This is a genomic window from Allobosea sp. AAP35 (genome assembly GCF_001295925.1).
Lineage (GTDB): Bacteria > Pseudomonadota > Alphaproteobacteria > Rhizobiales > Beijerinckiaceae > Allobosea.
In genome coordinates, this window is record NZ_LJHQ01000022.1 from 71,030 (window position 1) to 84,053 (window position 13,024).

The window sequence follows — 13,024 nt, forward strand, 5'->3', positions numbered from 1 at the left end:
TGGAGTCGCAATTCCGGAGCGGGCCATCAGTCGGCGATGAAGCCGACGCGACCCTTGTAGGCCTGCGGCAGCGCCCCGCCGCCGCTTCCGTAGATCTTGTTCAGCCGCCCCAGCAGGATTGCCTGCGCATCATGGGCATCGACGAAGCCATCATCGGGACGCTGGACCTGATTGGGCTCCATCGGCTTGGCGATGTAGGGCGTGGCGGTGATCATCAGTTCGGTCTCCTCGCGCTGATAGTCGCGCGAGCGGAACAGCACGCCGATGATCGGCAGGTTCATCAGTCCGGGAAAACCATTCAGCGAGGATTTCGAGACGCGCTGGATCAATCCCGCCGTCGCCAGGGTTCCGCCGGAGGGCAGCTCAACCGTCGTGTCCGACTTGCGGACGCGGAAGGCCGGCGCGTTGACGACCTGCTGGTTGCTGTTGCGGGTATCGCTGAGGCGCAGCTGGTTCTCGAAATCGAGTTCGGTCACCTCAGTGGCGATGCGCATGCTGATCTTGTTGTCGGACAGGACGATGGGCGTGAAGTTCAATGCCACGCCGATCGCGCGATACTGGATGCCGAGCGTGCACAGGCCGGTGCCGTCGCAGGAATAGCCGCTTGGCACGGGCACTTCGCCGCCGGCGGTGAACTTCGCGCTTTCGCCCGAAATCGCCGTCACCGTCGGCTCGGCGAGCACGCGGGACAGGCCGGCCCGCTCCAGCGCGCGCAGCGTGAAATTGGTCGAATTGCCGATGCCCGCATTGACGGCGGTCGCGGCCAGAGCCTGCGGCTGCAGCGGCAGCGGGTTGTCGAGGGTCGGCATGATCGAGAAATTGCCGAGCTTCCATTCGCCGGTGGAGTTGATGCCGAGCTGCTTGATCGCCTTGCGCGAGACCTCGGAGACCACGACCTTGACCATGACCTGATCACGGCCGCGGATCGTCAGCGAATTGATGACGGCGCCCTTGGAGGAGGTGAACAGCCCGCTGCTGACGCCAACGAAGGCGTTGGCGATATCGACGGCCTGCGTCGCCTCGGAGGCATTGGCGACATTGCCGACGAGCAGGATCGAGTTGCCGGCCGGCTTGATCTCGATCTGCGCCCGCGGAAGCGCGGTGCGCAGCGTCTGGCGCAGCACGTTCAGATCCCGCCCGACCTCGATCTCGAGCGCCGTGATCTGCCGGCCCTCGCCATCGATGACGAACATCGAGGTCGAGCCGTCGGCGATGCCGATGATGAAGAGCTTGCGGGCCGAGCGGACGACGGCATTGGCGACCTTCGGATTGGCGACGAAGACCTCCTTGGCGTCGCGCGGCAGCTCGACGATCAGCGAGCGGCCGATCGAAAGGTCGAGCTTGCGGGCGATGGCGTGCTCGCTGGTGCCGACATTCAGGACCGGCGCCGGGGCGCTGGACTGCCCGAATGCCGGGCTGCACAGCGCCAGGGCAAGGATGGCGGAGAGGATGTTACGGTCCCGGCTCACTGGTTCGCACTCCTCATGGTGACGCCATATTTGACGATCGTCAGGGCGCCCTCGGTCGTCGCGCCGGTCACGACCTGCCCCGCATCCTTGAGGCTGCGCAGCGATAGCGACAGGGTGCCCATCTTCTGGGCGCGGAACAGGTTTTCCGCCTGGCCCGGATCGACCTCGAGCGTCGCGGTCTCGCCGACGACAACTTTCTCGCCGTTGCGCTCCTGGACGTTCTGGCCGATCGCCAGCACGCGCAGGTTGCGCAGGATGGTTTCGCTGATAAAGGCCTCGCCTTCGCCTTCGACGGCGGGGCCCTTCACGGTCACGATGACGTCGACGCGGTCATTGGGGAGGATGAAGCCGCCGGCCGTATTGGCGCCGCGGCTGTCGGTGGAGATCGCGACGGCGCGCATGCCTGACGGCAGCACGGCCGACAGGAACCCGGTGCCATCGGTCTTGATCAGTTTCTCGCGGCGGATCGGCTCGGAGGCCAGCATGCCGTAGCGGACGACCTGGCCGGCGAGTTCCGTCTCGGCCTGGGGGGCTTCGTCCTTGCGCACGACGCCGGCGGGCACGCTGGCCAGGGGCCAATCGAGCCAGCGCATGTCGGCCGCGGCAACAACATTACCCACGGGGATATCCGCAGCGGCGACGAGAACCGGCACCGTCGGTGCCGCTTCGATCCGCGCGACCGGCGCCGGCTCTTGCGATGGATTGCTGATCAGCATGGCGGCGCCGACGCCAGCAACCAATGCGACCAGGAGGATGATGATGCGGGCGGGACTCATTGCGACTGACCCTCAGCCAAACCCAGTTGGCTCTCGAAGCGGATCGTCGGCTGGAATCGTCAACTTATGGTTAACTGAGCGTAGCTTTTTGGCTGCATCTCACTTGCCGGTGTCAGGGTCTGGCTTGGCTCGCGCCACGATCGGCGGGTCTAGAGGCCCAGGGCCGCGCGCCAGAGCGCGCTTTCGGGCAGCACCAGCAGAGCAGCGAAAGCCAGCGCGATACCATAGGGCACGCCTTCCCTGGGCGAGTGCAGCCGCCGGGCCCATGACCATCCAAGCGCCAGACCGGGCAGCGGCGCCGAGCGCAGCGTGAGCACGGCGAAGGTCAGGACACCGCCACCGACGGCCGCCAAAGTGAGATAGGGCATCAACTGATCGAAGCCGAACCAGAGCGCCGTCACGGCGGCCAGCTTGGCATCGCCACCGCCGATCCATCCGGCCGCGAACATGCCGAAGCAAATGACGAGCACCAGGCCGCCCGCGCCCAGATGCCAGCCGATCTGCGCCCAGCCGATACCAAGCGTGCCGGCGCAGACCGCGAAGGCCGCCAGCAGGACCAGACAGAGCCGGTTGGAGATCGTCATCGAGACGAGGTCGCTGGCCGCCGCATAGGCCATGGCGGCCGGAAACACGAACAAAAGGACGATGAGCGGGAGCGACATTGACAGTCCCTTGGGATCGGCGACTTTGAATTCGATCCTGACGCACGCGCCTGACCAAACTCTTACCGCGACACGACACTCCGGACGATCCGGAGCCTCGCCTGAATCAAAACGCCCCGGACGAGCCGGGGCGTTTCGTTGTCGAGATCTGCGAACCCCAAGGGGCCCGGCCAGATATCACTGCAGCTTGGTGTTGATCTCGCCGAACTTGGCGTTGAGGCTGCCGCCGAGGCTGCCCCAGATGGTGATGCAGGCGACGGCGATCAGGGCGGCGATCAGGCCGTATTCGATGGCGGTGGCGCCGGACTCATCCTTGACGAAGCGAGCGAAAACGTTGGTCATGTGAAGCTCCTTTTGAACCACGGTTTGACGGCTGCCTGTGCTCTGAAACGGCTTCGGTCAGCGACAAATGGACATTACCCCGGGCACCTTGCCGATCAGTTAAGCGGAACGAAGAATTCGCTCGATCTGAGAGACATCGTTACGATGGTTAACGACGGCTTTATGCCTCATATTAAAGACATAACGCGGTTTGATTGATATCTATACAAGTCAAATTACAACAAAGACTGGATCTGCTTAAGCATTTTTCGCCTCCAAAGCCGCATGTCGCGCCATCGACCGTTTGTCAGGTTGTCGCCCGCCTTTTGGTCACACTCATCCGCTCTCGATCAAGACCATCGGCCTTCGCCGATTAGGGTTTGATTCATCATTTTGCGCTTTGCTGCCGATGTCGAAAATCTTGAGGCAGCGCCATGTTCACTCTCCGGTCCGCAGCACGGCGTCCGTTTTCAGGCTCGACCTGGACGAAGAGCGCGCTCGGCGGGGCGGCAGGCAGCCTCTTTCTGATCGCAGGTGCTGTTGCCGCGAACGCTGCGCCTCAGGCCGCCAAGGCCGAAAGCGTCATGGTCATGGTCGATCACGCCAAGGTGGTCCGGCTACCGGAAAAGGCGCAGACGGTCATCGTCGGAAACCCCGCCATCGCGGATGTGGCCATCCAGAAGAACGGCGTCATGATCGTCACCGGCAAGAGCTTCGGTGTCACCAATCTGATCGCGCTGGATGCGGGCGGTGTTCTCCTGGCGGAATCGCTCGTGCGCGTGGGCGCCGACACCGATTCCGTGCTGACGGTCCAGCGCGGCCTCGAGCGCGAGAGCTATTCCTGCACCCCGGTCTGCCAGCCCGCAGCCCAGCTTGGAGACGCGCAGAAGTATTTCGGGGAGGTTGGATCTCAGGCCACGACCCGCAGCAGCAACGCCCTCGGCGCCATCAAGCGCTGACTTGGCGCCTTCGCACCGTGAATCGTCTCTTAACCCGCCTCGAAACAGGGCCCGTGCGCGTCTAACGGATCGGAAAGTCTTTGGCGTTATGTCTCGGGGCGTCATCGGGACGATGCCGCACCTGACGACAGCAGGCGCAAGCCGGCCTCTACCCGCGGCTTCGGATGCGAAGGCCATGACAGCGAAGGCCATGACAGCCAAGGACATGACAGCTTCGGCCCCCATCGAGCCGACCCCGGAACCGGCCGGCGCCGCGCCGACGCGCACACCGCGAAACCGGCTGCTGTTCCGTTTCCGCCGCGCGCAGGACGGTGCGACGGCCGTCGAATTCGGCTTCATCGCCCTGCCCTTCCTGATGCTGCTTGCAGCCATCCTCGAAACGGCACTGCTGTTTTGGACCAGTCAGGTTCTCGAGGAATCGGTTTCGCAAGCCTCTCGCCGGCTGCTGACGGGCGAATCGCATCAGCGCTATCCGTCGACCAGTCCAGGCGCTTTCAAGAACGATGTCTGCGCCGGCGCATCGACCATGGTGAACTGCGACACACTCGTGGTCGATGTGCGGACCTACTCGTCCTTCGCCAATGCCCGAACCGGGGTGGACGGCAGCAATCCGATTGCGGCAGGGGGCCTGAACACGACCGGCTTCGGCTACAACCAGCCCATGCCCGGGCAGATCGTCGTCGTGCGGGCCGTGCTGCCCTACACGCTGCACTTCACCTATTGGAGTCAGAGCCTGGTCAATATCGGCTCCGGCCGGCGCGGCATCGTCGCCTCCGCGACCTTCCGCACCGAACCCTACAACGCGCCTGCGCCATGAGGTCCCAGATGACGCGCGCTTTCTCCTCTTACCGAAACCGGGCGGCACTGCGGAGTCTCGCTCGCCGGTTCCGCCGCGGCACGCAAGGCGTGGCCGCCATCGAATTCGCGATGATCCTGCCGGCGATGCTGGCGATCTATTTCGGCATCGTCGAGACCGGGCAGGCCGTCATGATCAGCCGCAAGGTCACGCAGTTGACCCGGTCGCTCGCCGACCTGACCGCCCAGGCCCAGGCCGGCGCGATCTCCAACACCGAGATGAGCAACATCTTCGATGCCGCACAGACGGTGATGATGCCCTACACTTCAGTCGCGCCGAAGATGTCGGTCCATCTCGTCGTCATCGACTCGGCCGGCGTCGCCAAGGTCTGCTGGAGCGACCAGCGCAACGCGACGAAGATCGACCGCGGCCAGCCCTTCGCCGTACCGGCGGATGTCCGCCTGCCCAACACCTCGATCGTCGTGGCTCAAGCCAGCTATGATTTCACGCCAGTGGTCGGCTGGATCATCAAGGGCGGCCCGATCACGATCGGCGGCGACCCGATCTTTATGCGCCCACGCTTGGGCAAGGCCGGCGGCAGCGCCAGCATCGAGCAGATCGAGCGCGCCGGCGTGGCGATGTGCCCAGGCTTCGGCTGAGACCTGCCGGCCCCTTGCAAAAAGGCAGAAGGTTTAGCCCGCGCCGTGACGTGACAGGGCGCGAGGACGCGATGTTCCAATGAGCTGTGGCTCTAGCCGCGCAACACCATACGGCCGGTCTGGACCTCGTAGCCCCTGAGCTTGCCGAGGAAGGATGTGCCGAGCAGGCTCATCGAGAGCGCGCCTTCGGGGAGCACGACGGCCTCGACATTGCGCACCAGGATCGAGCCCAGCCTGACCTCGCGCAGATTGACGCGGGCGCCCCTGACCGTGCCGTTGGCCGTGTTCAGCGCCATCTTGTAATCGGCGCTGGAGAGCTGAATGCCCAGCGCCCTGGCATCCTTGGCGGTCAGCGCAACGAGGCTCGCCCCCGTATCCACCAGCATCTGGATGCGGAAATTGTCGATCGAGGGGTGGACGACGTAATGCCCCCGGTAATCGGCTGCGACCGTCAGCGTCGGTGGCTCGCTCGGGCGCGCGGCGGCTGGTTGGGCCTGGGCCGCACCGGCGGAGGCGGAACGGCCACCGACCGTGACAGAGGCTGCGCTCGGTCCGTCCTTGAGGCCAACGATGCTGGCAAGCTTCGAACCATAGATGAGCGCGCAAAGCGATGCGCCGACTGCGATACCCGTTGCCCAGATGATCGGTCGTTGAGACATCGCGCCCTGCCTTCTGCATTACCCTTGCAGGCAGGATGGCGATCAGCCTTTGCCGAAGCGTGAACACGGGTGGTCGGATTGAGTGCGATCGGGCTTTCAGGCAACTTCGCAACGCAAACAGACTTAACGGCCGCTTGCAGCTTGCTTGCACGGCGTTTTGCACGCCGATGCTGGGCTATTGGCCGAAATCAGACGGCTGGGGCAAAAGACCGCGATCATACCGAGATGCCTGAGGCAAGACGCCGGACGCCGGACACAAAAGCGGCTTCCGGCGTCGTCACCTGCGTCGCGAGGCCAGCCGCGGCCAGCGCCGCCTCGTAACTGTCAGCAAGCGCGCCATCGGCGACGAGATGGACCGTATCGCTTTGCCCTAGAAGCGCCCGCGCCCCCGCGATTTCGTGGCCGACCAGCAGCGCCGAGAGATAGGGCCCGACCGCGCCGCCCGGCAGGCGCCCGGCCAGTACTTCCGAACGGGCACCGAAGGCCGTGTTGAGCAATCCGCCGGGGCGCGAGGCGGCCGCGAGCCCTTTGGCCATGCCCCGTGCCGCATCCTTTCCGGTAGGCTCCTCGGCGAGGCGCGACAGGATCGAATGCTGCCGCAGCAGGCCGTAGATCTCGCCGGTCATGAAGCTGGCGAAGCGGGTGATCGTGCCGTTCTCGATCAGCGCCCATTTCGAATGCGTGCCTGGCAGGCAGGCGATGCCGTTGTCGAGCCCCAGCCCGACGATCAGCGTCTCCTCCCCGCGCATGACGTCGAAGGCGCCCTCGTCGCAGGACAGGCCCGGCAGGATGGTGGCGGGCGTTCCGTCTGCGAGCATCACCTTCATGCCGGCGGCGGCGATCTCGTCCGGCGAGGCGGGGCATGGAACGTAATGCGCCTCGATCCAGCCATTGCGGCTGCCGACCATGCCGGCGAGCACGATGGCCGCATGGGGAGAGGCCCGACGCAGATCGCCCGCGATCGCTTCGAACGCTGCCGGAAAGCCGTTGGCGGGGACAGACTGGATGCCCTGATCGGCGCTGCGGCGCTCCAGAACCTCGCCTTGTTCCGAGATCAAGACGGCGCGGGCGCGGGTCGTGCCCCAGTCGAGGGCGATCAGGGGTCTGGGCATGGGCTGGGCTCCGGCGGTCGGGCGCGCTGTTGGGGCAGCGCGAGGTTTCGCTGCCGTCATCGCATGGTCAAGCCCTGTTCGTCATTGCGAGCGCAGCGAAGCGATCGAGGGCCGCGTGCTCTACGACTCTGGATTGCTTCGCTACGCTCGCAACGACGGTCGGTGTAATTCTCACGCCTCGAAGAACACCGTCTCGCTTTCGCCCTGCAGGCGGATGTCGAAGCGGAAAATGCCGCCGTCATCGCGCTGTGCGATCAGCGTGTCGCGCCGGTCGGCCGGGACGAGCGCCAGCACCGGGTCCTCCGCATTGGTAGGCTCGTCGGAGAGGTAGATCCGTGTCGCCAGCCTGACGAGGATGCCGCGGGCGAACACCGACACCGAGAGATGTGGCGCCTGAAAGCTGCCGTCAGAGCCAGCAACCGCACCCGGCCGGATCGTGTCAAAATGGAAGGCACCTTCGGCGGTGACCTCGGCGCGGCCGAAGCCTGTGAAGCCGGCGTTGCCGGCAGCGTTGAACCGGCCTTGGGCGTCAGCCTGCCAGATTTCGATCATCGCATCGCCGACGGGGACGCCATCGCCATCATAAACCACGCCCTCGATGCGGATGCGCTCGCCCTCCACACCATCGCCGGCGACCTGCTCCGTGGCGAGTTCAGGCCCGCCATAGGCGCGTGGCGTCAGCGCATAGGCGAAGAAGGGGCCGATGGTCTGCGAGGGCGTGATGCCGAAATCCGGCCCGGTCGCCCGCGGCGCTTGGGTCTCAATGGTCATGCGGTTCCTCCAGCGGCGTCGCATGGCGGCCGCGCAGGACGATGTCGAACTGGTAGCCGAGCGCCCATTCGGGCTCGGTCGTGCCGAGATCGAAGCGCGAGACCAGCCGCTCGCGTGCTCTCTCGTCCGTCACCGACTGGAAGATCGGGTCATATTTGAACAGCGGATCGCCGGGGAAATACATCTGCGTGATGACGCGCGACAGGAAGCTCGGTCCAAACAGCGAGAAATGGATATGGGCCGGGCGCCAGGCATTGTGGTGGTTGCGCCAGGGATAGGCGCCGGGCTTGACCGTGACGAAGCGATAGCGGCCGTCGGCATCGGTCAGCGCCCGGCCCGCGCCGGTGAAGTTCGGATCGAGCGGGGCCGGGTGCTGGTCGCGGACATGGACATAGCGCCCGCCCGCATTGGCCTGCCAGATCTCGACGAGCGTGTGCGGCACCGGCCGGCCGTCCTCGTCGAGGACGCGGCCCGAGACGATGATGCGCTCGCCCAGCGGCTCGCCACCATGCTGGCGGGTCAGGTCCGCATCGCCCGCCGTGACGCCGACATCGCCGAAGACCGGGCCGGTCGTTTCCGAGAGCGTGTGCGGTAACAGAATCAACGGCTTCAATGGGGCGCGCTTTTGCGTCGAGCCGTAAGCGGGCGACGCGTTGAGCGGGTGAGCCTTCAGGCCGTCGCGCGGATAGATCAAGCTCATGCCGCCACTCCGTGGGCCTGCCGGGTGCGGGCATGAAGATCACGCAGGACCGAGAGTTCCTGCTCGCTCGCGGCGGGCGTTTCGGTGACATCCGCCGCGAAGCGCAGCGGCCAGGCGCATCCCGCCTGAACCTGCTCGCGCGTCACGCCGGGATGCAGCGAGACGACGGTGAGTTCGGCCGTCTCGGGATCGGGCTCCAGGACGCAAAGATCGGTCATGACCTTGGTCGGCCCCTTGGTCGTCAGGCCGAGCGCAGCGCGGTCCCCCTTGCCCATGCCATGGCCGAAGGAGGTGATGAAGGGCAGCTTGTCGACGAAGGCGCGGGTGCCCATCGCCATGGTGATGAAGATCTGGCCGCAATTGCTGGCGATCTCGGGCGCGCCGCCACCGCCGGGCAAGCGCACTTTCGGTGCGTCATAGGGGCCGACGACGGTGGTGTTGAGATTGGCGAAACGGTCGATCTGGGCGCCGCCGAGGAAGCCGATGGTGATGCGCCCGCCCTGCAGCCAGTAGCGGAACATCTCGGGCACCGCGACGGTGGTCAGGGCCGTGTCGCAGAGCTCGCCGTCGCCGATCGAGAGCGGCAGCACACTTGGCCGGGTCGAGAGCGTGCCCGATTCGTAGATCAGCGTGATCTTCGGCGCGTGCGTGAGGCGGGCAAGATTGCAGGCGGCCGAGGGCGCACCGATGCCGACGAAGCAGACATCGGTGTTCGTGAGCAGCCGCGCCGCCGCGATGGTCATCATTTCGGTCGAGGTCGCGTTCATCACGCCGCCTCCCTCTTCGAACCCGCATGGCGGGCGAAGGCATCGGGGCCTTTTTCGAGAACGTTTTCCGTGATCCAGGACAAGAAGGTGTCGCGCTCGCGGGCGATCTTGTCCCAGGCGATGTAGAAGTCGTTGGCGCGCTTGTAATAGCCCTGGGCGTAGGACGGATAGGCGCCGCCCGGCACATGGGCGATCGCCGTCACCGCCCATGATGGCAGGATGACGGCATTGGCGTTGCGCGGCCCGAAATCGTCGACGATCTCCTCGACCGTGACGAGCGAGCGCTTGGCGGCCAGCACCGCCTCCTTCTGCACGCCGACGATGCCCTCGAGCAGGACGTTGCCCTCGCGATCGGCCTTCAGCGCATGAATGACGGCAGCATCGGGCCTGATCGCCGGCACGGTCGCCAGCACCTCGCCGGTATAGGGGCAGGTGACGGAGCGGATCTGCGGGTTGACGCTGGGAAGATCGACGCCCTTGTAGCCGCGGAAGACCGCGAAAGGCAGGTTCGCGGCGCCCGCCTCATAGGCATTGGCCATGGCGGCGTGGCTGTGTTCCTCGATCTCCAGCCTGTGCGGCCAGCCATTCTCGACCGCGTCGCGGAACCGATGCAGCGAGCCGACGCCGGGGTTGCCGCCCCAGGAGAAGATCAGTTTTTCGGCACAGCCGGTGCCGATCAATTGGTCATAGATCAGATCCGGCGTCATCCGGATCAGGGTCAGGCGGCGCTTGCCCTGCCGGATCGTCTCGTGACCCGCCGCATGCGGGATCAGATGGGTGAAGCCTTCCATGGCGACGGAGCAGCCATCGCTCACGACCGCCTCGATTCCCTCGGCGAGAGAGACGAATTCAGCCACCTTGACATCTCCTCGATATGTGCGTTTATCGCACACTGTTCTGATAATCGAACTTTATGCAGCGAAGGGCAAGCGGTCAAGGATGGCAGGGGAAGCACCCGACCGCGACCATATGGCGGCCCTCGAAAAGGGTCTGGCGGTGATCGAATGCTTCGACGCCGCCCATGACAAACTCACCATCGCCGATGTCGCCCGCGCGACCGATCTCTCCCGCGCCGCCGCAAGGCGCTGTCTGCTGACGCTCACCCGGATCGGTTATGCCGAATTCGACGGCAAATTCTTTAGGCTGACGCCGCGCGTGCTGCGGCTCGGCCATGCCTGGCTTGCCTCGACGGCGCTGCCGCAACTGGTCCAGCCCTTCCTGGAGCGGCTGTCGGAGGAAACCCACGAATCCTCATCGGCCTGCCTGCTGGACGGACACGAAATCGTTTACATCGCCCGCTCGGCGCAGCGGCGGATCATGTCGGTGGGCCTCTCGGTGGGGACGCGGCTGCCGGCCTTCTGCACCTCGATGGGCCGCGTGCTGCTGGCCTTTCGCGATCCCGCCGACGCGCAGGCGCGCATCCTTGCCGGCAAGCCACGGGCCCTGACGCCGCACACGGTCACCGACCCAGGGCGACTGGCCGACATCCTCGCCGGCGTCCGCGAGCAGGGCCATTGCGTCGTCGATCAGGAACTCGAACTCGGGCTGATCTCGCTGGCCATGCCGCTGTTCAATGCACGCGGCGAGGTGATCGCCGCGTTCAATATCTCGGGCCAGGTCCAGCGCAGTTCCGCGCAGGAGATGGCGGAGCGCTTCCTGCCGAAGATGCAGAGCCTTCAGGCGATGCTCCGACCACTGATCACCTGAAGGCAAGGCCAAGATGCTCGAACTCGAAGCGGGGCCCCTGCGGGCCCGCATTCATCCGGAAACAGGCGGCATCATCGCCTCGCTGGAGTGGCGGGGGCCGGATGGGCGCCGACACAAGCTGCTGCATGCGCCCGACGGCGCCGTGCCATCGACGGCGGCGCCCAACATGATGGGAAGCTGGGTCATGGCGCCCTTCGCCAACCGGGCCTTCGACGGGCTCGTCGATGACGGCGAGACGCGCTTCCTCGTGCCCGACAACAACCCGCGCGGCGGCGGCAACATCCATGGGTTCGGCTGGCAGTCCGCCTGGGACATACTCAGTCATACCGCCAGCCATACCGCGCTCGAACACCGCCGCAGCGCGGGGCCCGACCCCTATCGCTACCGCGTCACGCAGGACATCGCCCTCGACGACGCCGGTATGACCATCGCGCTGTCGATCACCAACGAGGCCGACCAGGCCCTACCCTATGGAATGGGTCATCATCCCTGGTTTCCCTGCGCCGCCGATACGCGGCTCGGTATGACCGCCAGCGGCGCGCTCGTCTTCGGCGAGGCCTTCCGTGCGATCGCGTCGGATCCGCTTGCGGCAGGCGGTCCCTATGCCGACAGGCCGGTCTTCGCCACCGGCCGCGAGACGGCCTGGAGCTTCCTCGGCTGGGACGGGACGGCGCGGATCGAGACACCCTCGACCGGCCTCGCGATCGTCCTGACGGCAAGCCAAAGCCTGCGCTGCCCGGTGGTCTGGGCACCGGCCGGCGCGGATTTCCTCTGCGTCGAGCCGCAAAGCCATGCGATCGGATCGCCGAGCGAGCCGGCGGCACGGGAAGCTGCGCCGCTCAAACGGCTGCAACCGGGCGAGAGCCTCGAGGGCTGGCTGCGGATCGTGCCGGAGGTGATCTGACCGTGGTTCAGCGCCAGCGCGGGCCGGGTTCGTAATAGCGCTGCAGATTGTAGGGCTGATAACCATAGGCTCCCGCCGGCAAGGCCGGGCGGAGCAGGATCTGCTCGCGAGCGGCATTCCAGTTCGGCGCCTTGCGGCTCTGGGCAATCGCCGCGCGCTGCTTAGCCTTCGCCTTGGCGATCTGGCTCTCGACCTTTTTGGTTTTGGCGATCTTGGCCTTGCTGGTCTTGACGCCCCCGGAAGCCTTGGCGAACTGCGAGAGATTGTCGGGCGCCGCGCCGTTCAGCGCGATGCGGGTCTTGCTCGCGCCATGCTTTCTGACCAGCGCGAACAGCTTGGCCGCGTTGGTCGGGTGCAAACGGATGCAGCCATGGGATGCGGGGCGCCCGAGCGCACTGAGCGCCGTCGTGCCGTGGATGGCATAACCACCGCGAAAGAAGATCGCGTTGGGCATCGCGCCGCCGTACTTACGCGAGTACCAGTTCTTCTCCAGCCGGGTCGGGCGATAGACGCCGTTGGGCGTGCGATAGCCCTTGCGACCGGACGAAATCGCCCAGTTGTAGCTCTCGCCATCGGTCGTCGTGACGTGGATGCGTTGGGCGGCGATATCGACCCGGACATCGACGCCCGCTTGGGCGACATTGGCACCGGCGAGGGAGCCGGCAAGCGACAGGACAAGGGCGGCCAGAAGGCCGAACACGCGACGCATCACACCACTCCGAAAAGACGCAACCGTTGAACGATGTGGCATTGTCGGACTTG

16 protein-coding genes are annotated in these 13,024 nt (G+C 65.8%); 5 read left to right on the forward strand and 11 right to left on the reverse strand.

Features of this window, described 5'->3' with window-relative positions; all coding sequences use genetic code 11:
* Positions 1-26 precede the first annotated feature (26 nt).
* The 4 genes from IP69_RS09220 to IP69_RS21375 form a co-directional block, all read right to left on the reverse strand.
* A complete protein-coding gene (locus tag IP69_RS09220; RefSeq protein ID WP_082359176.1) occupies positions 27-1,469 on the reverse strand; it encodes a type II and III secretion system protein family protein in 1,443 nt (480 codons plus the stop codon).
* Positions 1,466-2,245, reverse strand: a complete 780-nt coding sequence (cpaB, locus tag IP69_RS09225; protein WP_054142527.1) for a Flp pilus assembly protein CpaB — start codon at positions 2,243-2,245, stop codon at positions 1,466-1,468. Before cpaB ends, IP69_RS09220 begins: the two co-directional genes overlap by 4 nt.
* Positions 2,246-2,394: 149 nt before the next feature.
* On the reverse strand, positions 2,395-2,907 hold the full coding sequence (locus IP69_RS09230) for a prepilin peptidase (protein ID WP_054142528.1): 513 nt from the start codon (positions 2,905-2,907) through the stop codon (positions 2,395-2,397).
* Between the two features lie 177 nt (positions 2,908-3,084).
* A complete protein-coding gene (locus tag IP69_RS21375; RefSeq protein WP_082359177.1) occupies positions 3,085-3,249 on the reverse strand; it encodes a Flp family type IVb pilin in 165 nt (54 codons plus the stop codon).
* A gap of 413 nt (positions 3,250-3,662) precedes the next feature.
* Between IP69_RS21375 and IP69_RS09235 the strand changes: the two genes are divergently transcribed.
* The 3 genes from IP69_RS09235 (at position 3,663) to IP69_RS09245 (ending at position 5,642) form a co-directional block, all read left to right on the forward strand.
* Positions 3,663-4,187: a pilus assembly protein N-terminal domain-containing protein gene (locus IP69_RS09235; RefSeq protein ID WP_054142529.1), complete on the forward strand. Its 525-nt coding sequence runs from the start codon at positions 3,663-3,665 to the stop codon at positions 4,185-4,187.
* Positions 4,188-4,362: 175 nt separating this feature from the next.
* Positions 4,363-5,004: a TadE/TadG family type IV pilus assembly protein gene (locus IP69_RS09240; protein WP_054142530.1), complete on the forward strand. Its 642-nt coding sequence runs from the start codon at positions 4,363-4,365 to the stop codon at positions 5,002-5,004.
* An 89-nt stretch (positions 5,005-5,093) separates the two neighbouring features.
* On the forward strand, positions 5,094-5,642 hold the full coding sequence (locus IP69_RS09245) for a TadE/TadG family type IV pilus assembly protein (protein ID WP_197279777.1): 549 nt from the start codon (positions 5,094-5,096) through the stop codon (positions 5,640-5,642).
* Between the two features lie 92 nt (positions 5,643-5,734).
* Here IP69_RS09245 and IP69_RS09250 read toward each other — a convergent pair whose 3' ends face one another.
* The 6 genes from IP69_RS09250 to IP69_RS09275 form a co-directional block, all read right to left on the reverse strand.
* The gene (locus IP69_RS09250) at positions 5,735-6,301 is read right to left on the reverse strand and encodes a TIGR02281 family clan AA aspartic protease (RefSeq protein WP_054142532.1); all 567 of its coding nucleotides are present in this window, start codon (positions 6,299-6,301) and stop codon (positions 5,735-5,737) included.
* A gap of 215 nt (positions 6,302-6,516) precedes the next feature.
* Positions 6,517-7,413, reverse strand: coding sequence for a 2-dehydro-3-deoxygalactonokinase (locus IP69_RS09255; protein WP_197279779.1), 897 nt, complete (start codon positions 7,411-7,413; stop codon positions 6,517-6,519).
* Between the two features lie 171 nt (positions 7,414-7,584).
* Complete coding sequence (gene pcaG, locus IP69_RS09260) at positions 7,585-8,184, reverse strand: protocatechuate 3,4-dioxygenase subunit alpha (RefSeq protein ID WP_054142533.1); 600 nt, start codon at positions 8,182-8,184, stop codon at positions 7,585-7,587.
* Entirely contained in the window at positions 8,174-8,884 is a 711-nt protein-coding gene (gene pcaH, locus IP69_RS09265; RefSeq protein WP_054142534.1) for a protocatechuate 3,4-dioxygenase subunit beta, read from the reverse strand. Before pcaH ends, pcaG begins: the two co-directional genes overlap by 11 nt.
* Positions 8,881-9,654 (reverse strand): CoA-transferase subunit beta, encoded by a 774-nt coding sequence (locus tag IP69_RS09270; RefSeq protein ID WP_054142535.1) that lies wholly within the window; start codon positions 9,652-9,654, stop codon positions 8,881-8,883. Before IP69_RS09270 ends, pcaH begins: the two co-directional genes overlap by 4 nt.
* Positions 9,651-10,508 carry a CoA-transferase gene (locus IP69_RS09275; RefSeq protein ID WP_054142536.1) on the reverse strand — a complete coding sequence of 286 codons (858 nt, stop codon included), beginning with the start codon at positions 10,506-10,508 and terminating at the stop codon, positions 9,651-9,653. Before IP69_RS09275 ends, IP69_RS09270 begins: the two co-directional genes overlap by 4 nt.
* Before the next feature lie 82 nt (positions 10,509-10,590).
* Here IP69_RS09275 and IP69_RS09280 point away from each other — a divergent pair, with 82 nt between their 5' ends.
* Together IP69_RS09280 and IP69_RS09285 are read left to right on the forward strand one after the other, a co-directional pair.
* The gene (locus tag IP69_RS09280; protein WP_054142537.1) at positions 10,591-11,358 is read left to right on the forward strand and encodes an IclR family transcriptional regulator; all 768 of its coding nucleotides are present in this window, start codon (positions 10,591-10,593) and stop codon (positions 11,356-11,358) included.
* A 13-nt stretch (positions 11,359-11,371) separates the two neighbouring features.
* A complete protein-coding gene (locus tag IP69_RS09285; RefSeq protein ID WP_054142538.1) occupies positions 11,372-12,262 on the forward strand; it encodes a hypothetical protein in 891 nt (296 codons plus the stop codon).
* 7 nt (positions 12,263-12,269) lie between these two features.
* Here IP69_RS09285 and IP69_RS21380 read toward each other — a convergent pair whose 3' ends face one another.
* Complete coding sequence (locus IP69_RS21380) at positions 12,270-12,971, reverse strand: L,D-transpeptidase (protein ID WP_082359181.1); 702 nt, start codon at positions 12,969-12,971, stop codon at positions 12,270-12,272.
* Positions 12,972-13,024 lie beyond the last annotated feature (53 nt).

Coding starts and splice junctions, on each gene's coding strand:
- cpaB (WP_054142527.1), bottom strand. CDS start 2,245: ATGAGTCCCGCCCGCATCATCATCCTCCTGGTCGCATTGGTTGCTGGC.
- IP69_RS09230 (WP_054142528.1), bottom strand. CDS start 2,907: ATGTCGCTCCCGCTCATCGTCCTTTTGTTCGTGTTTCCGGCCGCCATG.
- IP69_RS21375 (WP_082359177.1), bottom strand. CDS start 3,249: ATGACCAACGTTTTCGCTCGCTTCGTCAAGGATGAGTCCGGCGCCACC.
- IP69_RS09235 (WP_054142529.1), top strand. CDS start 3,663: ATGTTCACTCTCCGGTCCGCAGCACGGCGTCCGTTTTCAGGCTCGACC.
- IP69_RS09240 (WP_054142530.1), top strand. CDS start 4,363: ATGACAGCGAAGGCCATGACAGCCAAGGACATGACAGCTTCGGCCCCC.
- IP69_RS09250 (WP_054142532.1), bottom strand. CDS start 6,301: ATGTCTCAACGACCGATCATCTGGGCAACGGGTATCGCAGTCGGCGCA.
- IP69_RS09255 (WP_197279779.1), bottom strand. CDS start 7,413: ATGCCCAGACCCCTGATCGCCCTCGACTGGGGCACGACCCGCGCCCGC.
- pcaG (WP_054142533.1), bottom strand. CDS start 8,184: ATGACCATTGAGACCCAAGCGCCGCGGGCGACCGGGCCGGATTTCGGC.
- pcaH (WP_054142534.1), bottom strand. CDS start 8,884: ATGAGCTTGATCTATCCGCGCGACGGCCTGAAGGCTCACCCGCTCAAC.
- IP69_RS09280 (WP_054142537.1), top strand. CDS start 10,591: ATGGCAGGGGAAGCACCCGACCGCGACCATATGGCGGCCCTCGAAAAG.
- IP69_RS09285 (WP_054142538.1), top strand. CDS start 11,372: ATGCTCGAACTCGAAGCGGGGCCCCTGCGGGCCCGCATTCATCCGGAA.
- IP69_RS21380 (WP_082359181.1), bottom strand. CDS start 12,971: ATGCGTCGCGTGTTCGGCCTTCTGGCCGCCCTTGTCCTGTCGCTTGCC.